The organism is Synechococcus sp. W55.1, from assembly GCF_047461655.1.
Taxonomy (GTDB): domain Bacteria; phylum Cyanobacteriota; class Cyanobacteriia; order Thermostichales; family Thermostichaceae; genus Thermostichus.
In genome coordinates, this window is sequence record NZ_JANSHN010000003.1 from 69,999 (window position 1) to 95,670 (window position 25,672).

28 protein-coding genes are annotated in these 25,672 nt (G+C 60.3%); 14 read left to right on the plus strand and 14 right to left on the minus strand.

Annotated elements, in window-relative coordinates:
• Nucleotides 1-3: 3 nt before the first annotated feature.
• The 6 genes from NW816_RS02440 to NW816_RS02465 form a co-directional block, all read right to left on the minus strand.
• Nucleotides 4-1,254: an LL-diaminopimelate aminotransferase gene (locus tag NW816_RS02440; protein ID WP_414373488.1), complete on the minus strand. Its 1,251-nt coding sequence runs from the start codon at nt 1,252-1,254 to the stop codon at nt 4-6.
• Between the two features lie 33 nt (nt 1,255-1,287).
• Nucleotides 1,288-1,563, minus strand: coding sequence for a hypothetical protein (locus tag NW816_RS02445; RefSeq protein ID WP_414358425.1), 276 nt, complete (start codon nt 1,561-1,563; stop codon nt 1,288-1,290).
• A 166-nt stretch (nt 1,564-1,729) separates the two neighbouring features.
• Entirely contained in the window at nt 1,730-3,616 is a 1,887-nt protein-coding gene (locus NW816_RS02450) for an AAA family ATPase (RefSeq protein WP_414408128.1), read from the minus strand.
• A gap of 122 nt (nt 3,617-3,738) precedes the next feature.
• Nucleotides 3,739-4,428 carry a hydrogenase nickel incorporation protein HypB gene (hypB, locus tag NW816_RS02455; RefSeq protein WP_414373376.1) on the minus strand — a complete coding sequence of 230 codons (690 nt, stop codon included), beginning with the start codon at nt 4,426-4,428 and terminating at the stop codon, nt 3,739-3,741.
• Between the two features lie 35 nt (nt 4,429-4,463).
• The gene (locus NW816_RS02460) at nt 4,464-5,033 is read right to left on the minus strand and encodes a phycobiliprotein lyase (RefSeq protein ID WP_414408187.1); all 570 of its coding nucleotides are present in this window, start codon (nt 5,031-5,033) and stop codon (nt 4,464-4,466) included.
• A 64-nt stretch (nt 5,034-5,097) separates the two neighbouring features.
• Nucleotides 5,098-5,625 (minus strand): HNH endonuclease, encoded by a 528-nt coding sequence (locus tag NW816_RS02465; RefSeq protein WP_414408129.1) that lies wholly within the window; start codon nt 5,623-5,625, stop codon nt 5,098-5,100.
• A 167-nt stretch (nt 5,626-5,792) separates the two neighbouring features.
• On the opposite strand from NW816_RS02465, the gene NW816_RS02470 reads away from it, so the two are divergent.
• From NW816_RS02470 to NW816_RS02490, 5 genes are all read left to right on the plus strand, one after another.
• The gene (locus NW816_RS02470; protein ID WP_414408130.1) at nt 5,793-8,000 is read left to right on the plus strand and encodes a glycoside hydrolase; all 2,208 of its coding nucleotides are present in this window, start codon (nt 5,793-5,795) and stop codon (nt 7,998-8,000) included.
• 27 nt (nt 8,001-8,027) lie between these two features.
• Nucleotides 8,028-8,978 carry a prolyl aminopeptidase gene (gene pip, locus NW816_RS02475; protein WP_414408131.1) on the plus strand — a complete coding sequence of 317 codons (951 nt, stop codon included), beginning with the start codon at nt 8,028-8,030 and terminating at the stop codon, nt 8,976-8,978.
• Between the two features lie 264 nt (nt 8,979-9,242).
• Nucleotides 9,243-9,782, plus strand: a complete 540-nt coding sequence (locus NW816_RS02480) for a PDZ domain-containing protein (RefSeq protein ID WP_414373387.1) — start codon at nt 9,243-9,245, stop codon at nt 9,780-9,782.
• 35 nt (nt 9,783-9,817) lie between these two features.
• The gene (locus NW816_RS02485; protein ID WP_414373389.1) at nt 9,818-10,123 is read left to right on the plus strand and encodes a hypothetical protein; all 306 of its coding nucleotides are present in this window, start codon (nt 9,818-9,820) and stop codon (nt 10,121-10,123) included.
• Nucleotides 10,124-10,133: 10 nt separating this feature from the next.
• Nucleotides 10,134-11,729, plus strand: a complete 1,596-nt coding sequence (locus tag NW816_RS02490; RefSeq protein ID WP_414408132.1) for a hydantoinase B/oxoprolinase family protein — start codon at nt 10,134-10,136, stop codon at nt 11,727-11,729.
• Here NW816_RS02490 and NW816_RS02495 read toward each other — a convergent pair.
• The gene (locus tag NW816_RS02495) at nt 11,666-12,058 is read right to left on the minus strand and encodes a thioredoxin family protein (RefSeq protein WP_414406841.1); all 393 of its coding nucleotides are present in this window, start codon (nt 12,056-12,058) and stop codon (nt 11,666-11,668) included. The two genes, NW816_RS02490 and NW816_RS02495, sit on opposite strands and share 64 nt — an antisense overlap.
• 34 nt (nt 12,059-12,092) lie before the next feature.
• Nucleotides 12,093-12,833 carry an NnrU family protein gene (locus tag NW816_RS02500; RefSeq protein WP_414329351.1) on the minus strand — a complete coding sequence of 247 codons (741 nt, stop codon included), beginning with the start codon at nt 12,831-12,833 and terminating at the stop codon, nt 12,093-12,095.
• A gap of 65 nt (nt 12,834-12,898) precedes the next feature.
• Here NW816_RS02500 and psb27 point away from each other — a divergent pair, with 65 nt between their 5' ends.
• On the plus strand, nt 12,899-13,300 hold the full coding sequence (psb27, locus tag NW816_RS02505) for a photosystem II protein Psb27 (protein WP_414408133.1): 402 nt from the start codon (nt 12,899-12,901) through the stop codon (nt 13,298-13,300).
• A 223-nt stretch (nt 13,301-13,523) separates the two neighbouring features.
• Complete coding sequence (locus NW816_RS02510) at nt 13,524-13,988, plus strand: YHS domain-containing (seleno)protein (protein ID WP_414408188.1); 465 nt, start codon at nt 13,524-13,526, stop codon at nt 13,986-13,988.
• A gap of 24 nt (nt 13,989-14,012) precedes the next feature.
• Here the strand turns inward: NW816_RS02510 and NW816_RS02515 are convergent, their stop codons facing one another.
• The 3 genes from NW816_RS02515 to NW816_RS02525 form a co-directional block, all read right to left on the minus strand.
• Nucleotides 14,013-14,828, minus strand: coding sequence for a sensor histidine kinase (locus NW816_RS02515; RefSeq protein WP_414408134.1), 816 nt, complete (start codon nt 14,826-14,828; stop codon nt 14,013-14,015).
• Nucleotides 14,829-14,915: 87 nt separating this feature from the next.
• A complete protein-coding gene (gene prmC / locus NW816_RS02520) occupies nt 14,916-15,818 on the minus strand; it encodes a peptide chain release factor N(5)-glutamine methyltransferase (RefSeq protein ID WP_414408135.1) in 903 nt (300 codons plus the stop codon).
• Nucleotides 15,815-16,606, minus strand: coding sequence for a Tic22 family protein (locus tag NW816_RS02525; RefSeq protein ID WP_414408136.1), 792 nt, complete (start codon nt 16,604-16,606; stop codon nt 15,815-15,817). The genes prmC and NW816_RS02525 overlap by 4 nt, the downstream gene beginning before the upstream one ends.
• 946 nt (nt 16,607-17,552) lie before the next feature.
• On the opposite strand from NW816_RS02525, the gene NW816_RS02530 reads away from it, so the two are divergent.
• From NW816_RS02530 to NW816_RS02540, 3 genes are all read left to right on the plus strand, one after another.
• Nucleotides 17,553-18,653, plus strand: coding sequence for a serine hydrolase (locus NW816_RS02530; protein WP_414408137.1), 1,101 nt, complete (start codon nt 17,553-17,555; stop codon nt 18,651-18,653).
• Between the two features lie 126 nt (nt 18,654-18,779).
• The gene (locus NW816_RS02535; RefSeq protein WP_414408138.1) at nt 18,780-20,177 is read left to right on the plus strand and encodes an NAD-dependent succinate-semialdehyde dehydrogenase; all 1,398 of its coding nucleotides are present in this window, start codon (nt 18,780-18,782) and stop codon (nt 20,175-20,177) included.
• Complete coding sequence (locus NW816_RS02540; RefSeq protein ID WP_414373405.1) at nt 20,177-20,419, plus strand: RNA-binding S4 domain-containing protein; 243 nt, start codon at nt 20,177-20,179, stop codon at nt 20,417-20,419. Before NW816_RS02535 ends, NW816_RS02540 begins: the two co-directional genes overlap by 1 nt.
• A gap of 2 nt (nt 20,420-20,421) precedes the next feature.
• Here NW816_RS02540 and NW816_RS02545 read toward each other — a convergent pair whose 3' ends face one another.
• The 3 genes from NW816_RS02545 to NW816_RS02555 all read right to left on the minus strand — a co-directional run bounded on the left by NW816_RS02545 (nt 20,422) and on the right by NW816_RS02555 (nt 22,166).
• A complete protein-coding gene (locus NW816_RS02545; protein ID WP_414408139.1) occupies nt 20,422-20,934 on the minus strand; it encodes a hypothetical protein in 513 nt (170 codons plus the stop codon).
• 9 nt (nt 20,935-20,943) lie between these two features.
• Nucleotides 20,944-21,330, minus strand: a complete 387-nt coding sequence (locus NW816_RS02550; RefSeq protein ID WP_414408140.1) for a plastocyanin/azurin family copper-binding protein — start codon at nt 21,328-21,330, stop codon at nt 20,944-20,946.
• A gap of 170 nt (nt 21,331-21,500) precedes the next feature.
• Nucleotides 21,501-22,166 (minus strand): DUF4439 domain-containing protein, encoded by a 666-nt coding sequence (locus tag NW816_RS02555; protein ID WP_414408141.1) that lies wholly within the window; start codon nt 22,164-22,166, stop codon nt 21,501-21,503.
• A 235-nt stretch (nt 22,167-22,401) separates the two neighbouring features.
• Between NW816_RS02555 and NW816_RS02560 the strand changes: the two genes are divergently transcribed.
• The 4 genes from NW816_RS02560 (at nt 22,402) to NW816_RS02575 (ending at nt 25,672) form a co-directional block, all read left to right on the plus strand.
• Entirely contained in the window at nt 22,402-23,121 is a 720-nt protein-coding gene (locus NW816_RS02560) for a WecB/TagA/CpsF family glycosyltransferase (protein ID WP_414408142.1), read from the plus strand.
• Between the two features lie 42 nt (nt 23,122-23,163).
• On the plus strand, nt 23,164-24,003 hold the full coding sequence (locus NW816_RS02565) for a cell division ATP-binding protein FtsE (RefSeq protein ID WP_414408143.1): 840 nt from the start codon (nt 23,164-23,166) through the stop codon (nt 24,001-24,003).
• 93 nt (nt 24,004-24,096) lie between these two features.
• A complete protein-coding gene (locus NW816_RS02570; RefSeq protein WP_414356127.1) occupies nt 24,097-25,008 on the plus strand; it encodes a cell division protein FtsX in 912 nt (303 codons plus the stop codon).
• Nucleotides 25,009-25,069: 61 nt separating this feature from the next.
• Nucleotides 25,070-25,672 (plus strand): hypothetical protein, encoded by a 603-nt coding sequence (locus tag NW816_RS02575; protein ID WP_414408144.1) that lies wholly within the window; start codon nt 25,070-25,072, stop codon nt 25,670-25,672.

Genomic DNA, 25,672 nt, shown 5'->3' on the forward strand with positions numbered 1-25,672 from the left:
CAATTAACCAACGGCTCCAGCCCCCGCAAACACGCTGCCGATGCGGCGCATCGCCTCTTCCACGTTGGCGCGGCTGTTGAAAGCTGACAGGCGCAGATAGCCCTCTCCGGCGCTGCCGAAGCCAGAGCCGGGGGTACCCACCACATGGCAGGTGTGCAACAGCTTGTCGAAAAACTCCCAACTGCTCAGCCCAGCGGGTGTTTTCACCCAGACGTAGGGGGCATTCACGCCGCCATAGACTTGGATCCCCACCTCGGCCAATTGCTCGCGAATGATGCGGGCATTTTCCAGGTAAAACTGCACCAGACCTCGCACCTGCGCCTGCCCCGCTTCGGAATAAACTGCCTCTGCCCCTCGTTGCACAATGTAGGACACCCCGTTGAACTTGGTGGATTGGCGGCGATACCACAAGCTCCACAGATCCACCCAGGATCCATCGGCAGCTTGCCCCCGCACAGACTTGGGCACTACCGTAAAGGCGCAGCGGGTGCCGGTAAACCCAGCGGTTTTGGAAAAGGAGCGGAACTCAATAGCGCATTCCCGCGCCCCCGGAATCTCGTAGATGGAGTGGGGGATCCCAGGCTCGGTGATGTAAGCTTCGTAGGCGGCGTCGAACAGGATCAAGGAGTTGTGGGCACGGGCATAGTCCACCCAGTTCTGCAGATGCTCCCGCGTGGCCACTGCACCTGTGGGGTTATTGGGGAAGCAGAGGTAGATCACATCCACCTTTTGGCTGGGCAGGCTGGCGGTGAAGTGATTTTCGGCGGTGATGGGCAGATAGACTAGGCCCTCATATTCGCCGCGTTCGTTGGCTGGCCCTGTATGGCCCGCCATCACGTTGGTGTCCACATAAACCGGATAGACGGGATCCGTGATGGCAATGGTGTTGTCGTGGCCGAGGATATCCAGGATGTTGCCGCAGTCGCACTTGGAGCCATCGGAGACGAAGATCTCGGAAGCATCGATATCGCAGTTGCGAGCTTGGAAGTCGTGCTGGGCAATGGCCTGGCGCAGCCACTCATAGCCTTGTTCTGGCCCATAGCCGCGGAAGGTGGCCCGTTCCCCCATCTCTTCCACCGCCCGGATCATGGCTGTCCGACAGGCTTCCGGCAGCGGCTCGGTGACATCGCCAATCCCCATTTTGATGATCTGAGCTTCGGGATGGGCGGCGGCAAAGGATTGTACCCGTCGGGCAATTTCAGGGAAAAGATAGCCGGCTTTGAGCTTAAGGAAATGGTCGTTGATCCTGGCCATGGAGATTTGCCGAAGAGGAGTTGACATTCCCCCCTAAAAGCAGGGGATTCTTTCAAGCGCTCCGCGCCGCCAGAGGCGAACAGCGCTATGGGCATGGAGCTCATTCTCTGAGGTGTTGGGGAACCAGCGCAGGAGGCCGGTGGGTTTGAGCCACAGACCTTTCTTGCGCACCACGCGCCAAAAGGCGACGAGGGCTCTGAAATACAATTCTCCAGAGGCCAAAGCCAACTGGTGCAACTGTGGGAAAGTCGCTGACTTCAGCTCCGGACGCAATACACTGACTTTCACCAGTGCCTCGAGAAAGATCATAGCGCTCTGTGCCACCAGAGGCGTTCGCGAAAGCATCGCGTAGCGATAAAGCAAAAGCCGCCCTACTGGCTTGCTAAGGCCTACGGCCCGCCAAGGCGAACCGCGTAGCGGTAAGTCGGGGCTTGTTCGTTTTAGCAGCGCGGAGCGCCGAACCCGGTTTTCCTGGTCAGCCGGCTTGGCGTTGCTGCTGCAGCTCGGCAAAGGCCCGACAGAAGTCTTCCTGTTGGATGACCAGGGTTTTGGCATCCACCGACTCTGAGGTGGCCCGGTGGCGACGAATGGCAGCGATGGCGGCGCGGTTGCTGAGCAGGGCGAGGTCGGCACCACTCCAACCTTCGGTTTGCTCAGCCCACCCTTGCAAATCCACATCGGGCCCCAGGGGACGCTTGCGGTTGTGAACCGCCAAAATTTCCCGTCTCCCGTTGCGATCTGGCAGCTCCACGCTCAAGTGCAGCTCCAACCTGCCGGCCCGGGTGAGGGCGGGATCCAAACTGGCCTTGCGGTTGGTGGCGGCCACCACCAATACCCCTTGGCTGGGGCGGATCCCGTCCAGCTCTGCCAGCAGTTGCCCCAGAACGCGGTCGCTGACCCCACTATCCCCGGAGTAGCTGCCTCGCGCCGGGGCCAGGGTATCGATCTCGTCGATGAAGATGACACAGGGGGCGCATTGGCGGGCGCGGGCAAAAAGTTCCCGTACCGCCTGCTCGGAGGATCCCACCCATTTGCTCAAGAGCTCCGGGCCGGAGACGGCAATGAAGTTAGCCTTGGCCTGGGAAGCGATGGCTTTGGCCAACAGGGTTTTGCCAGTGCCAGGGGGGCCGCTGAGGAGGATGCCCTTGGGCGCTTGGGCCTGAGCCTGCTCGTACAACTCAGGGTGAAGCAGGGATCCCTCGATGGCCTCTTGCAAAATCTGCTTGGCGTGATCCAAACCGCCAATTTGATCCCAGCTCACCTGTGGGGATTCGATCTCCACCGAGCGCAGCACCGCCGGCTTCACCTGTTGCAGAGCCTGTTGAAAATCTGCCGCCGAGACCGTCAACGAGTCGGGGATGGGGGATCCCAAATCGGGCACCTGCCGCCGCAAAGCCGCATAGGCTGCCGCCTGACACAACCCCCGCAGATCTGCCCCCACAAAGCCCAAGGTCTGATCCGCCAAGCTGTCCAGATCCACATCCTCCGCCAAGGGCATGTCGCGGGTGTGGATGGCCAAGATCTCCCGCCGCCCCTCCCGATCCGGCACCTTGAAGATCACCTCCCGGTCAAAGCGCCCCGGTCGCCGCAGAGCCGGATCCAAAGCCTCGGGCCGATTGGTGGCTGCCAGCACCACGATCCCTTTTTGGGCCACAAATCCATCCATCAGCCCCAGCATTTGGGCCACCAGGCGTTTTTCCACTTCCCCCTCGACGGTGGCGCGGTTGGGCACCAAGGCATCGATTTCGTCAATAAAAACCAGACAGGGAGCCGATTTGGCCGCCTTTTCAAAAAGCTGTCGCAGGCGCGCCTCCGCCTCGCCGTAATACTTGCCGATCAGTTCCGGGCCAACAACGGCAATGTAATTCACCCCCAAGCTCTCGGCCAGGGCACGGGCGGTGAGGGTTTTTCCGGTGCCTGGGGCTCCCACCAACAACACCCCGCGGGGCGGATCCAATCCCAGCTTGGCCAGCAGATCGGGCCGCTTGAGGGGAAGCTCTACCATCTCCCGCAGGATTTGCAACTGTTCTTTCAGCCCACCCACATCCTTGAGACGTGGCCCAGCCCAAGACTCTGCGCGGTCGGCAGAAGTTGATGGCGAGTCGGGCACAGCAGCCTGGGATGGTTCCTGAAAGCGGGTTGCAGACACCACTCGGGGCTCGCTGCTCCAGGGGGGATCCCCCGTTTGGGCATGGCTGCGGCGGCGAGGGATGGAGCCGGAAGGGGGGATAGAACTGCTCAGGGGACGGGTTTGGATGCGGACTTCGGTTCGCAGTTCTCCACTTTGTTTTTTCTCATCCAGCTTCTGAGCCAGCTCGATCAACTGCTCAATGCCCTGTACAAAGTCGCTTAAATTGGCCATAGCCGGGATTTTCCATCCACACACGTTATCTGAAATTGACCCGCCAGAGGTGCTAACTCATCCCCTGCCTGGCCAGCTCAGGTGAGGAGAGTTCCACGGCCAGATGCCCAGTATGATACCCTTCACTGCGGCTGCTGTCGGCGTTGGGCCAGGAGAATCTGCTCTCGGATCCAGCCCAGCCAGGGCTCCAGCCCGACGCCCGTCTTGGCAGAAAGACAAAAAATCGGCACAGAAGGGTTGATCTCGCGGATGTTGGCCTGGATCCGCTCCAAATCCACCTCTAAGACAGGAACCAGATCCACCTTGGTGATCAGTAGACAATCCGCCTCTCGAAACATAATCGGGTACTTGAGAGGCTTGTCTTCCCCTTCTGTGACGCTGAGCAGGGCTACCTTGGCGTGTTCCCCCACCTCAAACTCCGCCGGGCAGACCAAGTTGCCGACATTTTCCACCAGCAGCAAATCCAGTTGCTGCGGATCCAGTAGCGCTTCCAATTGCCGCAAGCCCCCGGCCACCATGGCCGCATCCAAATGACAGGCCCGCCCTGTGTTGATGGCGATCACCGGGATCCCGTAGCGACGCAGCCGCTCCGCGTCCAGTTGGGTCGTCATGTCCCCCTCGATCACCGCCAGGCGCAGCGAGTCAGCCAGAGCGGCCACGGTTTTCTCCAGCAAAGAGGTCTTACCCGCCCCCGGCGCGCTCATGAGGTTCAGACAGGTCACCCCCCAGGCATCAAAGTGCTCCCGGTTGTGGTCGGCCTGGTGTTGATTGGCGTGGAGCAGGTTAATCCCCAGATCCAAGACTTGGTGCATAGCACAACCCGCGTTGCAGTTGAGGAGAAACAGCTCTAGCTGCGGAAAGGGCTGGATTCGGCCACCGTAGGGGTGGGAGAAGGGCCGGCGGAGAGTTTGCGCACCTCTGAGCAGAAAGAGGCCATGCTGAAGCCGCCGAACCGCTTGACAGTGCTGGCCCGCAGGCGCAAGTTGGGGCTGGCAAACCAAATGCGCTCTTCCGATTCGGTCATCTCATACTGGGTGTAGAGGGTGAGGGCACCATCGGATCCCATGACATAGGTACCGGCCACCGGCACTTTCTCGGCGTAGCCCTGATCCCGCAGCAACTGCCCGCGCATGGGATCGGTCTCATCGGGGATAGGTACCAGCACCACGTCTCCCTTGTACTCTTCGTTATCCCACTCCTGCTCGCCATCCCACCGCACCCGCGCTGCTCCCACAGCTCGTCGGGGATCCACCTTGAACAACTCGCAAACCCGTATGACTGCCGGATCGGTTGCCGAAAGCGTTGCAATTTGGACTCTCGACCTCCCCCCCTCAGAGCGGCGAAAAGCCAAATGATGGCTGGTGCGCTGGCACATCCACTCCCCGGCACTGAGGGCAAAAAACTCCATTACGGTCATCATGGCCGACGCGGATCCTCATCGATGGAACAGGGTTCGCCGATCTTAGCTTGCACGGCAACCCTCAATCTTGCCAATCTTGCCGACTTTGGTGCTCGCGCCAAAACTGTTCTGCAAAAGCCACCGTTGGGTGGAGAGGGGCACGGGGTTTGCTGCGCAGGGGCATGTTGGCCTCTTCAGGGGTGCGGTTGCCCTTGCGTTGATTGCAGCGTTCGCAAGCCGTCACCACATTGTCCCAACTGTGGGATCCCCCTTTGGAGAGGGGCACGACATGATCCAAGGTCAAATTGTGGGTGGTGCCACAATACTGGCAGGTGTGGTGATCCCGCCGCAAAACCTCCCGCCGATTCACAGGGGGCACGCGCCAAGCGCGCTCTTTGCCCTTGATGGTCAGGCGAATATGTTCGGGCACCTCGATGACCTGGTTGGGGGAGCGCACCTTCCACACCGGCACATGCATCATCGAGAGCGGCTCTGCTTTGCCTGTTAGCAGCAGTACGATTGCCCGCTTGATATTGACCCGGCTAATGGGCAAATAGTTTTGGGAAAAGACAACGATCGACTGTTCCAGAAGGTGGGTAGCGGCAGTCATGGCTCAGCTCTTCCATTTGCCGCCATTCTCCTGAGGAATCTGCCGAATGGCAAGCTTTTCCCCACCGCCATCGACACCGGCAGAGCTCAGACATTCAAGAGTTTCTTACGATCGCCAGCCAGACAGATGGGCTAGTATCCGGGTGATGGTTGGATCCCGTACCGCCCATGACTTACCCGCTGCACGTCGCCCTGGTTTGGCACCAACACCAACCCCTCTACAAAAGTCCGGTGGCGGGTAAATATCGCATGCCTTGGGTGCGCCTACACGGGATCAAAGATTACCTGGACTTGGTGTTGCTGTTGGAGCGCTATCCCCGCTTGCACCAAACGATTAACCTGGTGCCCTCCCTGATTCTACAGATCGAAGAGTATGTGGCCGGCTCGGCTTTTGATCCTTACCTGGAACTGACCCTATCCCCTGTCGAAAAGCTCAGCCCCGATCAACTGCGCTTTGTGGTCGAGCGCTTCTTCGACAGCCACTACCCCACCATGATCGAGCCCTATCCCCGCTATCGGCAGCTCTACAACCAACGGGAATCTCAGGGGGTGAACTGGTGTCTGCAGTACTGGACTCCGCAGGACTTCAGCGATCTGCTGGCCTGGCACAACCTGTCTTGGTTTGATCCCCTCTTTCAGGAGGATCCTGAGATCGAGGGCTGGATTAAGATGGGATCCGGTTTTACCCTGGCGGATCGGCAGCGGATCTACGCCAAGCAACAACAGATCCTCGGCGCTATCCTGCCCCAGCACGCCAAACTGCAGAGCAGCGGCCAACTGGAACTGACCACCAGCCCCTATACCCACCCCATCTTGCCCCTGTTGGTGAGCGAGCGCTCGGCGCGGGTGGCTCGGCCAGGGTTGCCTTTGCCTCGCTACCCCTTTCACTGGGAGCAGGATGTCCACAGCCAACTGGAGCGGGCTAAGCAGATCTATCGGGAGCGCTTTGGCCGGGATCCGCGGGGCCTGTGGCCTTCCGAGCAATCCGTAAGCCCTGCCATTGTGCCGATTGTGCAAAAACAGGGCTTTGAGTGGATCATCTCCGACGAAGGGGTTTTGGGGTGGAGCCTGGGTCAACCGTTTCACCGCGATGGGCAGGGCCACATTCTGGAGCCGGAGAAGCTCTACCGCCCCTACCGCCTGGAAACCGAGCGGGGGGATCTGGCCATCGTCTTTCGGGATCACCGCCTTTCGGATTTGATCGGCTTCAGCTACAGCGCCATGCCCGCCGATGCTGCCGCCAAAGATCTCATCGGCCATCTGGAGAGCATCCGCAACCGCCTGCCCCAGGAGCAGCCCTGGCTGGTGACCATCGCTCTGGATGGGGAAAACTGCTGGGAGTACTACCCCCAGGATGGCAGGCCCTTCTTGGAAAACCTTTACACCCGCCTCAGCCAGCACTCCTCCCTGCGGCTGGTGACCGTTTCGGAGTTTCTGGATCAGTTTCCGCCCACCGAGTTTTTGCCGGCAGAGCAACTTCACAGCGGCTCCTGGATCGAGGCAGATTTCACCACCTGGATTGGGGATCCGGTGAAAAACCGCGCTTGGGAGCTCTTGGCTCAGGCCCGCCAGGTGATTCAGGATCATCCCCGCGCCAATCCCCAAGCCTGGGAAGCCCTCTGGGCCGCCGAGGGATCCGATTGGTTCTGGTGGTTTGGGGCAGGCCACTCCTCCGCCCATGATGCCGTTTTCGACCAGTTGTTTCGGGAGCACCTGCAGGCGCTCTACACTGCTTTGGGAGAGGCGGTGCCGACCGTGCTGCAATTTCCCCTGGAGGATCATGACGGCCTAGGGGATCGCCTGCCGCAGGGGTTTATCCACCCGGCCATCAACGGTCGTCCGGCAGAACGGGAGTGGAGCCAAGCGGGGCGGGTGGAGATTGGAGCGGCCCGAGGCACCATGCACCGCAACAGCGCCGTTCGCCGCCTCTGGTACGGGTTTGATCACTTCAACCTCTATCTGCGGCTGGATTTTAACTCGGTGGTGCAGCGGCCCAGGCAATTGCTGGTGCTGTGGTTCTATCCCAACCGCGTCACCGTCAACAGCCCCATTCCCCTGCAGGGATTGCCGGCAGAAGCCCCTCTCAACTACCACTACCGCCACCTGTTGCGGTTGTCACTGCCGCCTCCCGGCACCGGCCAGCATCCGGCAGAGGTGCAAGCCCAGCTCTTGCAGGCAGGGGAGTACCACACCTGGCACGCCATCGGCCATCAAGTGAAGGCGGTGGTGGATGCCTGTTTGGAGGTGGCCATCCCCTGGACCAATTTGGGCGCCCAGCCGGGGCAGGAGCTGCAATTTATCATCCTGGCTGCCGATGGCGAGACCTTTCAGGAAGGGATCCCTCCGAAGGCCACCATTGCCCTGCGTAGACCTTGAGCGTGATGACCAGCAGAGCTTCCGGTTATGTTGCGCGATCTCTATCCCCCCATCGAGCCCTACGATCAAGGCTTTCTGGCGGTTTCCTCCCTCCACACCTTGTGCTACGAGCAGTGCGGCAACCCGGCGGGCAAGCCGGTGGTGTTTTTGCACGGGGGGCCTGGAGGTGGGATCGATCCCATCTACCGGCAGTATTTCGATCCCAGCCGCTGGCGGGTGGTGCTGTTCGATCAGCGGGGTTGCGGGAAAAGCCGCCCCTATGCCGAGCTGCGGGAGAACACCACCTGGGATCTGGTGGCAGACATCGAGAGGTTGCGTCAGCATCTGGGCATTGAGCGCTGGTTTGTGTTCGGGGGGAGCTGGGGCAGCGCTCTCGCCCTGGCCTACGGGCAAACCCACCCCCAAGCCTGCCTGGGGTTTATCTTGCGGGGCATTTTTCTCTTGCGCCCTTTTGAGCTCCGCTGGTTTTACCAGTCGGGAGCCAGCTACTTTTTCCCCGATGCTTGGGAACATTACCTGGAGCCGATCCCCCCCGAAGAGCGGGATGACCTGCTGGCAGCCTACCACCGCCGCCTCAACGACCCAGATCCCCAGGTACGGCTGAGGGCAGCTCGCGCCTGGTCTGTTTGGGAGGCCAGCACCAGCAAGTTGATCCCCAGCCCAGAGCTCATCGAGCGCTTTGGTCGAGGAGAGTTTGCCGAGGCCTTTGCCCGCATTGAGTGCCATTACTTTGTCCACGGCGGTTTTTTGGATCCCGAGGATCAGTTGCTGAGGGGAGTGGGGCGGCTGCGCCATCTGCCGGCTGTCATCGTCCAGGGACGTTACGACGTGGTGTGCCCTCCCATTTCTGCCTGGGAACTGCATCAGGCTTGGCCGGAAGCGGAGTTTCGGATGATCCCCGATGCCGGACATTCCATCACCGAACCCGGAATCCGCGCTGCCCTGCTGGAGGCCACCGATCGCTTTGCCAGCCTGTGAGCCCTGTAGCCGGGTGAGCTGAGGGCTGCAAGGGATCCCAAGACTTGAAGAATTGCTACAGGAAGGCCGGCAAAACCTCGGGAGCCAGCCCAGAAGCACGGCCAAGCCTATCGACAGTTGGCGATTTTGGGTTTATCACTGAGGGAAGGGCGGTGCAAGCTGCCCGGTCGGCGGTTTCCGCTGCTTAGCATCTGGCTGGTGCATCCACCTAAGCGTCTTGCGGATCCGAGCTTACCTTATACTTGCCGTTTCCAGGGTCGAACCATGCAGAAACCAACCCATCTGTTCAAGCTTGCCCTAGCCCTGCCCGCCTCTTTTTTGCTGGCAGATGCAGTTGTGGCCTACCCCTGCGGCTCGGTTGGGGGTGAAGCTTACAATCCCTACAGCTCCACGGTTCAGGTCAGCAGCGACGCCAACAGCTTCGGGGTCCAGTGGTCGCCTGCCTCCTCTGCTGTAGGCAACGGCTTCATTGGAGTTGCCATTGAAACGGTGAACGGCGAGCAGGCTCAGAGCGCCATCAGCCGTCGTCTGTTCGGCCCCGCACCGCAAGTTCAAGGGGTGCAGGTGGTCGGCCTGCTCCAAGACGGCCCTGCTCAACGAGCTGGTTTGGCCCAAGGCGATATCCTGATTGGCGTGGATGGGCAGCGGGTCACCTCCGTGCAGCATGTGCAACAAATCATTCAAAACACCCCGGTGGGCCAATCGGTGCCGATTACCTTCCGTCGCGGCGGGCAGGTGCTGTCAACGGTGGTTGTGGTGGGGGATGGCCGTGTGTTGCGCCCCTTGATGCTGCAGCAGCAGTGAGGCTTGTCGGGATCCCTACCCGGAGACCTCCGTAAATGCCGATGGGAGTTTCAGGATGGGCCGTCTGGGCAGTTTGTGCTCTTAACGGGCTGCTGTTTCTGGCTCTGATCGCCCTTATCCCCATCATTTTGAGCCTGCGCTCGGCTCTTGGGGTTACGGAGCGGGCCATGGCTGATTGGCGAGAAGCAGCTCAGCAGGCTTTGGCTCCCACCCCGGCTGAGTTGCTGCGTCTGCGAGACCGTCTGCGCGAGAGTCGCCGTACCCTTGACCGCTGGCAGCGTCGTTTGCAGTTCTGGCAAGGGATCCGCAGGGTGGCCGTTTGGCTGCGGCGCAGGCTTTGATTGGAGAGGTATGGATAGCAACCGTCCTGCCTCCAACCCCATCCGGTTGCAGGTCATGGCCAACGCTCTGGCGGGGATTGCCGAAGAGATGGGGGCGCGCCTCATCCGCGGTTCATACTCGGCCAACATCAAGGAACGGCGGGATTGCTCCACAGCTCTGTTTGACGCGCAAGGGGCCTGTATTGCCCAGGCGGCCCACATCCCGGTACATCTGGGAGCCCTCTCTGAGGCGGTGCGGGCGGTGGTGGCAGCCGACCCCTGCCCCGGAGATGTGTTTGTCCTTAACGATCCCTACCAGGGGGGATCCCATCTGCCGGACGTCACGGTGGTCGCAGCCATTCCCGGCTGGCGGGATCCCGACCGGATTTGCGCCTATGCCGTGAACCGTGCCCATCATGCCGACATTGGAGGGATGCGCCCCGGCTCCATGCCCGCCGACTCCAGCGAAATCTGGCAGGAGGGGCTGGTGATCCCGCCGGTACGGCTGGCTAGGCTCTCTCTGGAAGGAGCGTTGCACTGGCAAGAAGATCTGCTGCGCCTAATTCTGGCCAATGTGCGCAATGCCGAGCAGCGGCGGGGGGATTTGCAGGCCCAAGTGGGGGCCAACGGGGTTGGGGTGAGCCGGTTTCGGGAGCTGCTGGCCCGCTTTGGAGAAGAAGAGGCTTGGCAGTTGATTGCGGGGGTGATCGAATACAGCCGCCGACGGATGCGGGCGCAGATTCAGGCTCTGCCAGATGGGATCTACACCGCTGAGGACTGGTTGGAGGGCTACGGGGATCCGCCCGAACCCATCGAGATCCGGGTGCAGGTGGAGGTCAGGGGCGAGAAGCTGCGGGTGGACTTCACCGGTACCGCTCCGGCCATGGCGGGAAACCTGAATGCGCCGCTGGCCGTCACCCGCTCGGCAGTGTTGTTTGCCCTGCGTTGTCTGTTGGATCCCACGGCCCCCAGCAATGTCGGCCTGGAGGATCCCATCGAGATCGTGGCGCCGCCTGGCTGCTTGGTGAATGCCGAGTTTCCGGCAGCAGTGGTGGCGGGCAATGTGGAAACCTCGCAGCGAATTGCCGATGTGGTGTTCAAAGCTCTGGCTCCCGTGGCCGGATTGCGGAGCATCGCCCAGGGACAGGGCACCATGAACAACTGTGTGCTGGGCAACCGCCGCTTCACCTACTACGAAACCTTGGGGGGTGGTCAGGGGGCCAGCCGACAGCGACCGGGCCTGGATGGCGTCCACGTGGGCATGAGCAATACCCTCAACACCCCCATCGAAGCCCTGGAGTTGGAGTATCCCCTGCGGGTGCTGCGCTACGAGCTCCGCCAGGATTCCGGCGGCCATGGTCAACAGCGGGGCGGGTGGGGACTGATCCGATCCATCCAGACTTTACAAGATTGCACCCTCTCCCTGCTCACAGACCGGCGCCATTATGCCCCCCAAGGAGAACAGGGGGGTGGGCCAGGCCAGGTGGGGATCAACCTCATCAATGGGGATCCCCTACCCGGCAAAATCAGCCGACCCCTAAAAGCGGGCGACGTAATCACCCTCTACACGCCCGGCGGCGGAGCTTGGGGCTCAAGCGAGGATGAGCAGGCTCCCGAACCCAGGTAGCGCAGGTGGTCAAGAAACAACTGCTCGCAGCGGCGGATCACCTCATCGCGATTGGCGAAGTGCTCCAGCCTTTGCACTTCTTGACCCTTCTCAAACAAAATTAGGGTTGGCAAAGAGCGCACCCGATAGCGGCGCGGCAGCCAAAAATTGTCGTCCACATTCACCCGCAGCACCTTGACCGCACCTCCCCACTCTGCTACGAGACGGTCGGTAATCGGCTGGATGAAGCGACACAGGCCACACCAAGGGGCGCCGAAATCCACCAAAACCAACCCGTCACTTGTCAAAAGTTCTTGATTAAAAGCATCTAAAGCAACTTGCAAGGCCATCACTCCCAAACTAAAGAAGTTCTTTGGGATCATGCTACCAGGCAACTTGGCTGGCTGCAGAAACCATTTGGGGATGGAAAGCATAAAGAATCAATACAAAGCTGAATACCCCCAGATAGGCCCAGCGAAAAAACTCTTGGGGGCGCAGTTGCTGTCGCTTCTGCAGAATGGCCAAGCCGGGGATCACGGAGGTGCGCGCCTTGAGATCGCGGAAGGCCTGCCCGTATTTCCGCTCCAGGCGGTGATCCCCATGCCAAACGGCAAACAGGTGGTAGGCAATGAGCCCAAGCGAGGTCACCACCATAAAGCTGGAGCCAATCCAAAGGGTATGGGCTACACACCAGATCACCTGGCCCACCATTTGCGGATGACGGGTGATGCGGATGATCCCGGTCTCAAACAGGTGGATCTCCGGCTTGCGAATGGCGGCGATCTCCAGCAAGTTGAAGGTGGCCGGATACAAAAAGAAAAAAGAGAGGGCAGACAAAAGAGCAACGGTGGTGCGAATGCCTGGGACGGCTTGGAGATCCCAGAGAATCACCCCGTCGTAGCGGTGGTTGAAAAAATAGATGAGCAACAGCGGTGCCAAACTGAGGCTCACCAGAGCAAAGAAGATGCGGTACAGACGGGATCCCAGCCAGCTTTCCCCCCAGGGCCGCAAGTAGGCTAATCCGCTGTGAGCACAGGCAAACCCCAAGATCAGGGCTAACATTGTCCAATGGGATCCGTACTGGCCTAGCCTCTGCAGAAAGTCGCTGAAGGGCGTGAACAGCATCTTTTGGATGACTCCTCTGGTGTTGCTGTGGCTTATGCTTAAAAATAAGTTACATTAGGTTCCCCATGCTCAAAACTTTTTTTCTGCGTCTTGTCAGCCTGCTCCTGTCTGTAGCCCTTTTGCTGGGATCAGGGAGTTCAGTTGCTCAGGCTGCCCGTCTCACCGGCAAGTATTACGAAGACAGCATGACCTTGATCCAAACCCTGCGCACCGTCCTTTCCGAAGGGGATCCCCTGATGAACCCAGAGGAGGCGCGAGCGGAAGCCATGCAGGCCATCCAGGAGTTTTCTGGGCGCTACCACGGCCATCGCTACGACAAGCTGCAGTCTTTTACCACTTTGCGCACGGTGTTTAACACGCTGGCCTCCCAGTACCGCACTTCCAGTCGACCTCTCAACCCCGAAAAGGTGGAGCGGGTGCTAATGCAACTGGATCGGGCGGAATTGGCCTTGCGCCGAGAAGGTTGAGCTTTTTTAGATCTCCGAGATCCAAATCACAGGCAAATCTCCTCGCTGTGGCCAAACTGTTCCCAGTCCCCGGAAGCCAGCATCTCCTCAGATGTCTTTTGTCAGATGTCTTTTGGAACCTGAAGGGGAAGAGTAAGGCTTTCTTGCTCATTTCGATTTTCGATTGAGGACTTGGGAGGTTGTGATGGTCAAAAATCGTTGGGCTTTGATCCCGCTGCTGCTGATGGTTGGGGCTGTTGCTTCTCACCCAGCTTGGCTCCTGTCTCGCCCAGCCCAAGGACAGGTTGTTGGGGCTGCCGAGGAGGGATCCCCAGGCCCTTTTTTTGCGACGGACGGCCTGGCCCTGCGGGGCTATGACCCGGTGGCCTATTTCATCGATGGCAAGCCCGTCAAGGGATCCCCAGCGTATGAATGGGAGTGGGGAGGGGTAACCTGGAGGTTTGCCAGCGCCGACAATCGAGAGCGGTTTCGCAACAACCCAGAGCGCTTTGCCCCCCAGTACGGCGGGTTTTGTGCCTGGGCAGTGGCCCACAACTACCTTTACCCGGTGGATCCCTTTGCCTGGAAAATTGTTGATGACAAGCTATACCTGAACGCCAACCGGCGGGTACAGCGCAACTGGGAGCGCGACATCCCCGGGTTGATCGAGAAGGCAGATGCCAACTGGCCGGGTCTGCGAAGCCGCTAAACCCAAGCCCCCCTGCTCTGAGATTCACTGTGCAAGGCGCAGGGTTACCTTGATGCCAACCCGGTAGAGTCCACTTTCACAGAGTTCCAGCTCGCCTCCCATTTCTCTCAGGAGCCGCTCGCTCACCCGCCAGGCGGCACAGCCCTCTGTCTGAATGGGCACATGGCATCTCCCCTCAAGGTTCCACTCTAGGCACAAACGTCCCTCTCCTTCTGGGGCGGGATAGAGGTGCAGAGCCATCGAACCGTAGCGTAGGGTGCGGATGCCCCAGCGACACACTCCCAGCAGCGCCTGCACCAAGCCGTGGGGATCCGCCCAAACGGTGAGGCTGTCGGGGAGAAGGGGCACCTCAAAGGCCGAGGTGGGTTGTAGGGCCGGCCATTCGTAGCGAATGCCCTGATCCTGGGCCTGTAGGCGAGTTAGGCTGTACACATCCTGCAGGAGGGGGCGTAGTCGGGTCGGTTCCGGTCGCAGAGGTTGGATGGGCAGGTCATGGCGAGCCAGGCGGGTGTATTCCTCAAGCAGCTTGATCAGGCGCTCTACCGCCTCTTTGGCACTTTGCAGGTATTCCCGCTCCTCTTCGGGAGAGTCACATAGATCCGACAACACCAACTGCAGGGATCCCATCTGGCTGCTGAGGGGATTGCGCAGCTCATGGCCGATGCTGACGAGCAACTCTTGTTGAAAGGCTCGCATCACCTCAGAGCGTTCAAAAGCAAACTGCCAATCCACGGCCCCTTGCCCGTCGGCAGGGGCGGCCTGCTGTAAGGGTGGGTCGGGTTTGGCTGTAGGCGAAGGCTCCCTCAAGAAGTGCTCCTGGCGAAGGACAGGGGATCCCATCCGTGCTCAGATCTCTGGGCTCGGAGCTTTAAGTTTTGGACAGTTCCGGCTCCGGCGATACCCCATCTTATGGGATCCTACCCTTTTCTATCCGACGAAGTGGGCGCTGACCACCCGTTCAACCCCGGCCAGATCTCGGTGAACTTGGATCTGCCGATAACAGCCCCTATCTCGCAACTGCTCCGCCACCCAAGGGGCTTGGCCTCGCATCACTTCCACCGCCCAAAAGGAGTTCGGGGCCAGGTAATCCGGTGCTGCTTGAATCAACAGTCGCAAGTGGGCTAGGCCGTCTTCTCCCCCATCCAGAGCTTGTCGCGGCTCGTGCAGTCGCACCTCTGGCATGAGAGAGGCCAGCTCGGCAGAGGGAATGTAGGGAGGGTTGGAAACCAGGCCGCGCAGCCGTCCTCGCCAGGGATCCAAAGGTACAAACCAGGATCCCAGCAGCAAGTTCACCCGCTCCTGCAGATGGTGGGCTACCACATTGTCTGCCGCAACAGCCAATGCCTCTGGGCTGGAATCCACGGCCAGAAGCCGCAACTGGGGATGGTGATGGGCCAACGCAATGGCAATCGCTCCACTACCTGTGCCCAGGTCGGCAAAACAGGATCCCGGCGGCAGAGGGTTAGCCTGCAGCCAGAGGGAAGCCTGCTCCACCAGCAGCTCGGTCTCCGGGCGCGGGATCAGCACCGCCGGCGTCACCCGTAAGCTCAAGCCCGCCCACTCAACTTTGCCCAACAGATACTGTAGGGGGATGCGCTCTTCCACCCTTTGCCGCCAAAGGGTCTGCACCTCCTCCAGGGGATCCCCCTCCCCAGCCGGAGCGCGACCCATCAGCCGCTCCAACGGCCCCCACCCCAGCCGTTCTTTGAGCAAAATCTCCACTTCCTCGGCAGGGATCCCAACTGCTTTTGCCGCCCTCAGAGCCTGGGCGCGCCACTCTGTTAACCGCTTCACCAGAGCAGACGGGGATCCCATCAGGGAAAGGGTCAACGCTGAGGCTGAGGACTTGCGGAAGGATTGGCCGGTCGGGCCAGCGATTGGATGTACTCCAGCGCCGAGCGAGAGGGGATAAAAGCGATCTTCTGCACATCGGCCTGTGCGTCGGGAGCCAACATGCGCTCCACCACAATGGCCAGCGAGGTCACTTCAATCTGGGTCTTTCCAACTACATCCGGGTTCTGCGCTGCCGCTCGATCCAAGGCCCTCCGCAAATCGTTGCGGTCGAAGAAGAAGGGTACCACCTCATGGCCATCCTGCTCGATGGTCAGCAGCCCCTCGCCGGAGCGGCCATAGAACAGAGGCACGCCGATTGCCTCCGGGGGCACATCTTGTCCGGTTTCCTTCAGCACCTGCTTGGCTGCCTCCACATCAGAAGCCCGAGGCACCACCTCAAAATACAGATCGCTGTTCTTGGCGCGCTCCTCTTCCGATTTTTCGTAGGCATACCCCAGCGAGAGAGGCACTACCCGGGCTTGACTGGCTATCTCGGGGTTGCTGGCTTTCACCTGCTCCAACACTTGCTGGGCTTGGGCTTGATCCAGCCAGAAGGAAACCACTTGGATGGTGCGGCCACCCCGCTCCACATTGGCGACAACAGGGGTGCCGTTCTGAGACACGATGGCAAAAACAGGCACCAGATTCAGCCGTTCCGCCACCTCTTGCCGGCTCATGGGGCCTGCCGCAGCCTGAGCCAGTAGAGCACTCTCCTGAGCCCAAACGGGAGTTACAGCCAAGCCCCCCCAAGCCGTCCCGATCAGGATCCCGGCTATGCTGCTCACCTGAGCTGCACGGCGGCAGAGGAATCGCGCAGACGATACTACATTACAGCGCATCATTCTCATCTCAACTCCCGGCATCGCGCCTCGTTCTGGTTGCTATGGGGTCAGATCCCTTAAGTACTAACCAACAGCCTGGGGCAGAGCAGAAGCTGCCCAGATTAAACCTGCTCGACAGGGCCTAGGCTAGCGATGCGGCACACTCTCGGCGTTAGGATCCCGGTTGGCCATCGCTGACAACACCCCGGCACACCTACCTTGAAGAGCGCTCTTGGGCCACCCTAGAAGCCAAGGTTAGAACATCTGCTCAACCTCTGTCGAGGGGCAAAGCCCCTATTTTGGGTGGGGATCCCGCATCACCCAATACTATATACGGAGTCATTCGGAACTGATCCACACTAGATGCAGATCCGCTTGAATCATTGCATACCTGGCTCTTCCTCCAGCACGCTGCTTGTTCTGGCCTTGTTCAGTTCACCGTGCGGAGCTGCCACCGATCCCTGTGGTCAAGGATGGGGTTCTGAGCCGCCGGGCCGGGGGATGGTACATCTCGTCACTGCCCCACACTGCTAACGCGGACGTGGAGGCATAGTGTAGTGATGACAGTTTGATGGGCGTTTTGCAATCGTAGGTCAGGTTGGTCAATTTGTGGGTTTAATTAAGCCAAGCTCACCGAAGTTGAGTCGGTGAAACGGTCAGCATTGTCTGTTAGGAGCATGGCGTTAGTACTCCGCACCGCTGTCGGGAAAAGGCAACCGTTCTCATGACCAAAGCAAGGGAGAGGAGAGGCACCGATCCATTCGCGCTAGCGGGCCGTGGGCCTTTGCCAGAGAAGTCGCGGGATCCCCGCCGCCCTCCACAACCTGCCAAGAACGCCGTCCCGCCTCCAGAGGGGTCAAAGCCGCAAACAGGTTCTGGTCGCCTGCTTCCTGCCCCTAGGGGATCCCTATTGGTTTCCCGTCCTCAACCGCTGCGTCTTGCTCGCCAGAAAGCCATTGCTCGTCTGCGCCAACGGGCTGCCCGGCCTCGCCGCTTGAGACGTTCTCCATCTCTTGGCCAAGTATTGCTCAGGGGACTAAGCTTAAGTCTCATCCTGGGCCTGACGATGGCGGGCCTCTCGCAACTGCTGCAATCGACCACCGCTGGCCGGACAGAACAGTCCACGACGCAGCTTGGGGATCCTCCCCCGTCGGCATTGCCAAGTGACATTCTGCCGGGAGAAGCGATCCCGGCTTTGCAGGAGCGCTTGGCCGCTTTGGCCGACCAACCGGGCTTGACGGCAGGGGCTCTGTTCTGGGAGGTGGAAACTGGCGCCTTTGCTGGGGTTAGGCCGGATCAGGCTTTTCCTGCCGCCAGCGTGATCAAGATCCCCATTCTCTTGGCTTTTTTCCAGGCTGTGGAAACCGGACAGGTGCGGCTGGATGAACAGCTCACTCTGCGGGAAGATCTCAAGGGAGGGGGAGCTGGTGTGTTGCAAACCCGACCCCTCGGATCCCAGGTTTCTGCTTTGGAAGCGGCCACCCTGATGATCACCCTCAGCGACAACTTCGCCACCAATCTGATCATCGATCGCCTGGGTGGGCAGGAGGCTCTCAACCAAAAATTTCGGCAGTGGGGGCTACAACACACGCAAATTTCATGGTGGCTACCGGATCTGGAGGGCACCAACACCAGCAGCCCGCGCGACATGGTTTGGCTGCTCAGCCAGGTGGAACAGGGGCGCATGCTCAGCCGCCGCAGCCGCGACCGTTTTCTGGACATTCTCTGGCGCACCCAACGGCTCTCCTACTTCCGGCCCAATCTGGGCCAAGAGGTGCGCATTGCCCACAAAACGGGAACCCTGGGCTCCGTGGTGGGGGATGCCGGGATCCTGGATTTACCCAACGGGCGGCGCTATGTGGCGGCGGTGTGGGTGAAGCGAGAAACCCCCAACGATCCCAGAGCTGAAGAGCTGATCGCCAGCCTGTCGCAAGCAGCCTACGAGTTCTGGTCTGCTCCTGGATCCGCCCCGCCATCCCGAACAAACACCACCGGCAGCCCGCAACCCTGAGTCCCCCACTCCGCAAATCTTTCCATATTGCTACGCAACGCTTACGCGAACGCAGTAGCAGTGCGGAGCACTATTCCAGGCAGAGCGCAAATGCCAGAGTGGAGAAACAGGCGTTGAGGGAAAAAGATGGGGCACCTGGTCAGCATCAACCCCGCCACCGGAGAGGAATTGGCTCGCTACCCCGTTTTCGACGCTGGGCAGATCCAAAGCTGTATCGCCCAAGCCCACGAGCGGTTTCAGAGCTATCGTCGGATCCCGTTTGCTCAGCGATCCGCCTGGCTGAAGCGGGTGGCAGGGATCCTGGAGGAGCGCAAAGCGGAGTTTGGCCGCCTAATCAGCCTGGAGATGGGCAAAACCTTGGCCTCTGCCGTTGCGGAAGTGGAAAAATCCGCTTGGGTTTGTCGCTACTATGCCGAGGAGGCAGAAGGGTTCTTGGCCGAGCGCTCCATATTGCTACGCAACGCTTACGCGAATGCCACCGGTGCGGAGCACTTTGCCAGCCGCAGCGGGATCCGCTACCAGCCGCTGGGGGTGATTTTGGCAGTGATGCCCTGGAACTTTCCCTTTTGGCAGGTGTTTCGCTGTGCAGCCCCGGCCCTGATGGCGGGCAATACCCTTCTGCTCAAACATGCTTCCAACGTGCCCCAATCGGCTTTGACCCTAGAGCAGATCTTTCGGGAGGGGGGATTTCCGCCAGGGGTCTTTCAAACCCTGCTGATCACAGCAGCCCAGGTGGCAGAGGTGGTGGCGGATGAACGGGTGCGGGGGGCCGCCCTCACCGGGAGCGAAGCCGCCGGCTCCAGCCTGGCCCGTTTGGCCGGTCAATATCTGAAAAAAACGGTGTTGGAACTGGGAGGGAGCGATCCCTTCATCGTGCTGCCCAGCGCCGATCTGGAGGCAGCAGTTGCCACAGCGGTCACGGCCCGTCTGATCAACAACGGCCAATCCTGCATTGCCGCCAAACGATTTATCCTACACAGGGCTATCGCCGAACCTTTCACGGCTGCCATGACGGAGCGATTTCGCCGGCTCAAGGTAGGGGATCCCTTGGATCCGCAAATGGACGTGGGGCCTCTGGCTACCCCCAGCATCCTGCAAGAGGTGGACGGACAGGTGCAGGCTTTGGTGCAAGCAGGAGCCAAAGTCCATATCGGCGGATCCCCCTTGGGAGGAAATTTTTACCCGCCCACGATCCTGAGCGACATCCCCCCCGATCATCCGGTGGCCCACCAGGAGGTGTTCGGGCCGGTGGCGCTGTTGTTCACCGTACCGGATGTGTCGGCAGCCATTGAGCTGGCCAACAACACGCCCTTTGGCCTGGGCGCCAGCGCCTGGACAACCGATCCAGAGGAACAAGAGCGCCTGCTGGAGGAGCTGGAGGCGGGATCCGTGTTCATCAATGGCATGGTCAAGTCCGACCCGCGCCTTCCCTTCGGCGGCATCAAACGCTCAGGGTATGGACGGGAACTGAGCCGGGAAGGGATCCTGGAATTTGTAAATGTCAAAACCATTTGGGTGAAGTGATGGCGGAGACTGCTCAAAGGGATCCCCAGCCGGCGGCGGATCCCGTGATCAAGCTGGATCAGTTCCTCAAGCTGGCGGGGGTTGCTCCCACCGGTGGGCAGGCCAAGCAGCTCATCCAAGCGGGGCAAGTGCGGGTGAATGGTGAGGTGGAAACCCGGCGGGGACGCAAGCTGCGCTCAGGAGATGAGGTGGCCGTGGGAGGTGGAGTTTGGCGGGTGCACCTGGGTGAGGCCCCGAAGTGAAATCAATGCAATGGGATCAAGAAAAGCATGGCCAAAGCCCCGATTCCCCCTGCCACCGCAAACTGCCACTCCAGCCCCCACAGCAGGCAGGCAACTCCGGCCAGGATCTGGATCCCACCGGTGATCCAGTAGGGGAGACGCGGCGGATCCACCAGGCCGTTGAGCCAGTGGCCCAGCCCCATTTGCCACAGCCAGAACACCCCCAAATACTGGCCCAAGGCTGCCAAAGGGGTACGTCCGACAAAGGGCAGCACCGAGAGGATCATGCCCTGGGCAATCACCAGCGTCCACACCAAGCCCACAAAGTAGAGATGGGCCAGTCCGGCTGTTCGAAACTCCGGCAAGCTAGTCTGCCGCACCATGTAGCCCAAGCCAACCAGGGAAATCACCAACCACAGCCAGTTGATGTTGGCCTCTTGGTGAAACTGGGTGGCGGCGAACCCCATCCCCAGAAGAATGGCCCAAACCAGGTACACCCGCCGACAAATGTTCCAGAAGGGAAGAGGGGTTTGCATGGCCTCCACCTAATCGACGACGACAATACGGCCCACCATGCTGGGGTGGATCTCGCAGAAATAGTCCTGGATGCCGGCCACTTCGAAAGCCACTGCTTTGCTCTCGTTGCGCCTCAGCCGTCCCGTTCCTTGGAATTGCGCTCCCTCTATGGGAGTAGCCGTGTGGGGGGTGGAATCCAGGTTGGTGAAGGTCACCTTGCCGCCCCGCTTGAGGATGATCTCCGGGGGCAGGTATTGAAACCCGCGAATGATCACCTCTGCTTCCGCCGTTGCCTCGACAGGATCTCGCCCCGCAACAGAGCTGGCTTGTCGCCACCGATCCACAGCCAAGATAGCCCCCACATTGAGCAGGGATCCCAGTCCACTCAGCAACAGCAGCCGCCGCGTCATCGGCATAGGACTTTCTCCACACAGGTTTAGGAAGAGAACAAAGGCTGAGGCGCTCAGAAGAAGGCGATTGCGACAGCAGTGCAGAGCACTTGGATCTCCAAGCCCCAAGTCCTACAGAGGACGTTGGAAGGCTTTGCAGATCATCGCCTCATCGCCGGCAGGGGTTACCAACAGCTCTACACCTTCAGGATCCAGCGCTCCCGAGTCTCGGCGCTGACAAAGGGGGCAGGCACCACCAGAATGCTGGGGTCAAGGCTGTGGAACACGGCCCGGATTGCGGTGGCATGGGCAACTTCGTTGGGGCCAATGGTGCTGGCAGCAGCCACCAGGTCTTTGTTGGAAAGCTGGACAAAGGCATCGTTGTAGGCTAGGGCCGCATCGAACTCCAGAGCCAGGGCCAGCTTGGCGATGTTGGCATCGGAATCGAGATTGCCTTCTTTGTTGTCGATGTAGGTGGAAAGGTCGTAGCTATCCCGCGCCCGAGAGGGGATCCCTCCCAGTTGCCGCACGGCACCCGCCAGCAGATCCCGATGCTGCTCGTGATCCTTCAGGTTCTTGGTGGCCACTTCCAACACGATCTTGCCCACCTCGGTGTTGCTCAACTTGCCGGCAGCGGTTTTGTAGGCCCAGATCGCCTGCTGTTCCAAGTCGATGGCGGCGTTGAGAATGGCAATATCAGCAGTGTTGGACTGAGCGGCACCGGGCAGGCTGCGCAATCCAATTGCTCCACCTACGCCCGCCAGCAAACCAGCCAACAACAAGCTGCGGCGGGAGGTTGCAGGGCTGGGATCCCATTCGGCGGCCAATTGAGGCAGAGCGAAGGGAGTCTTTGCAGTCTTCATCTCAAGTCTCCTGTCTCGAAAGATGGCAACCAACCTTCAGGGACTTGCTCTTGGTCGGGCAATTCCCTCTCGGCCTGGTCTGATGGGAATACGCCGCTGATGCCACGGCGGATGCCTGGGGGAAAAGATTTGGATTGTGTGCTCAGCTTTTGGGCTGGGCTATTTTGAAAGTTGGGTTTCACTGGGGACAAGCGTTCGGTCGGTAGTGTCGTTAGCCATCCATTCGATTCTGGGCGTGAACTTACACATTGCTCTGCCGGAGGCCAGCCTACAGAGCTACACCACGTGGATTGAGGCGCGTATCCGGGAGGGGCAGGGCGCTCAAGTGGTCACCTGCAACCCGGAAATGATCATGCAGGCGCAGCGGGATCCCGCCTTTGCCCAGGTGCTGCAGGCAGCAGAGCTGGTGATCCCCGACGGCATCGGGGTGGTGTGGGCTTTGCGGCGGCAAGGGATCCGCGTCCAGCGGGTGCCGGGGATCGAGCTGGCAGAGGCCCTGATCCCGTTGGCGGCAGAACGGGGGTGGCGCTTGGCCTTGGTGGGGGGAAGGCCGGAAGTCAACCGGGCGGCGGTTCGACATTGGCAAGCCCAGTTTTCTGGTTTGACCATTTGGGGCTACCACGGCTACTTTTCTGGCAACGAAGAAAAAGAGCTTCTGCAAGCTCTCCAGGAATTTCGACCGCAACTGGTGTGGGTGGGGCTGGGATCCCCGCGCCAGGAGCTGTGGATCCAAAAGTGGCGTCCCCTTTTGCCCCAAGCCATCTGGATGGGGGTGGGGGGCAGCTTGGACATTTGGGCCGGCCAAAAACGGCGAGCGCCCCGTTGGTGGCGTGACCATCACCTGGAATGGTTGTATCGTCTCTATCAGGAACCCTGGCGCTGGCGACGCATGTTAGCTCTGCCCAGCTTTGTCTGGCGAGTGCTGTGGGATCCCTCTTCTCGTTTGCGCCCCTAGTCTGCCGGCGCTCCCTCGTTCTTCTCTCTGTAGGCGCTTGCCATGATGATCGGTCAGCACATCGGCTATCCTCCTCGCTTACACCGTTGGGCGGGTACGGCTCCGACCCCTCATCCCCCTGCCCCAGCCCATCCAGAGGCCACCCTGGGCTTTTACAGCAGCACCCAATCCGGATCCCTGCAAGCCCCGGCCAGCATGGTGTCCTTGCGGGGCGTGAGCAAGGTCTTTCCCAACGGCAACTTAATTTTTCAGGATGTGAACTTGGAGGTGCGCCGCGGCGAGTTTGTGTTCGTAACTGGGGTCTCCGGGGCGGGCAAGTCCACCCTGCTGCGGCTACTCTACGGGGCGGAACAGGCCACCGAGGGCACGGTCATCGTCGATCAAGTCTGTCTCTTTTCTTCTGAAGGGCGGCGGCGACCCTACCGCATCCCACCGCGTCCGCTGGCCATGTTGCGGCGGCGCTTGGGGGTGGTTTTCCAAGATTATCGCCTTTTGGCCAACCGCACCCTGGCAGAAAATGTGGCCTTCGTGCTGCGCGCCCAAGGGCTGTCCCCCGCAGAAATCCGCCGTCGCATCGGGCCGACCCTAAAGATGGTGGGGCTGACCGAAAAGCGAGATCACTTTCCCCATGAGCTTTCGGGGGGGGAACAGCAGCGCCTTAGCCTGGCCCGGGCCATTGTCAACATGCCGGTGCTGCTGCTGGCGGACGAGCCGACGGGGAATCTGGATCCGGAAAACTCGCTCTTGGTTCTCCAGATTTTGGAGCGGCTCAATTCCTTTGGGGTGACCGTCATCATGACCAGCCATGACCCCTATCTGGTGGAGCGGGCCGGCCACCGGGTGGTGCGCATGGAGGGAGGGCGCCTGTATGATCTGCGCTGAGGGCTGCCGGGATCCCTATTTTGCTCTCCACAGGCTCTGTTGAGCTCCAGGGGGCAAGGGTCTGAGCCCATTGATTGTTGGATGGAGAACAGCATGCAATCTCTCTCCCGATTTCTCAATAAAATCCGCTATCTCCTACAGGAGACTTTTTTGGGGTTGCGGCGGGGGGGCTGGCTGAACTGGGCCGCTGTGAGCACCCTGCTGGTGTTGCTGTTCTTGGTGGGGATCGGCGTTGAGCTGTCCTGGGGCGTGGATGCCACGGTGCAGTCGCTGGGAGGACAACTGGAGATCTCCGTCTACCTGGAGCCGGAACGGCAGGGGGTGGAGCTGCAACCTCAGGTCGCCCAACTGCCTCATGTGGCCGAGGTGAAGGTCATCACCAAAGACCAGGCTTGGCGCAACCTTTTGCTGGAAATGGGGATCCAAGACGAGGCGGCCATGGAAACCCAGTTGGGGGAGAACCCCTTGGTGGATGCTCTGCGGGTTAAGGCGGATTCCACCGAAGCCTTGGGGGAAGTGGCGGAGCAGATTCGCCAACTGGAAGGGGTGGATGAGGTCTACTACGGCGACCGCATTGTGGAGCAACTGGCCCAGCTCCAGGACATGCTACGGCTGGGATCCCTGACCATTACCGGCGTGTTGGCCCTGACAGCGGTGGCGGTCATCACCACCACCATTCGCCTCATCGTCATGGCGCGGCGGCGGGAGATCGAGGTGATGCAATTGGTGGGGGCGACGGCAGCCTGGATTTACTTGCCCTTTATTTTGCAAGGGTGCCTGTTTGGGGTGATCAGCGCAGTGGGAGCTTGGGGATTGATCTTGGGATCCCAGCAGTTGCTGCAGGAGCTGCTGGAGCAGTTGATTGCCTTGCCCTTCCTCAAGGTGATGCAGGCAGATCGCAGCCAACTGGAGTTTTGGCTCTTGCCGTCGATGTTGTTGGGGATGGGGGTTTTTCTGGGCACCACCAGCAGCTTGATCGCGGTGCGCAAGTCGGCAGGGCGATGAGCTGGAGGCGATGCTGAGGAAAGCCCTGGATATTCCAATCTGAGGATCGCCATAGGATAAGATGATGGACTCTACTTCCCTGGCTTTCCAAGATCTGGCCGCCATGAACCCATTGCCTCCTCCCGCCCACCCCTACCAGTTCCGCGCTTTGGGCCTGATTAAGGGATCCCTGAGATCGATCCCCAAGGCTTATGCACAGGCAATTTTGGTTGCTTCTGACGGGGCAGAATATCCGGCTACTCCCGGACGCGCCGAGCTTCTTCGCCCCTTCAACCACTGCATCGAGAGCGGCCACACCTACTGGTACTATGTGCAGCCGCAGCCGCGTTCAGGGGGGGCTTTGGGCTTGAGCATCATCCGCATCCTGGCCCTGCCGGAAGAGGAGCAAGACCCAGAGTGGGAAGAAGAACCGTTTTTGCCTGCCCCTGAGGACACAGAGGAAGGCTTTAACATCCGCGGCATTGTCGAGCCCCACGATGGCTTTGTTGAGGTGACCGTGCGGCGCAAGCCCCAGGGAACCAAGCAATTTGCTCCTCTGCAATTGCGCTTGGAAGGGTTCTTGCCCGGAGCTGTGGCGGGCGAGTTTTGGGATCTGTTGGCAGAGCGAGAGGGCAACAAACTGCTGTTGGTGGATGGTACCCGCCTGTTGACCGCAGTAGCCTAG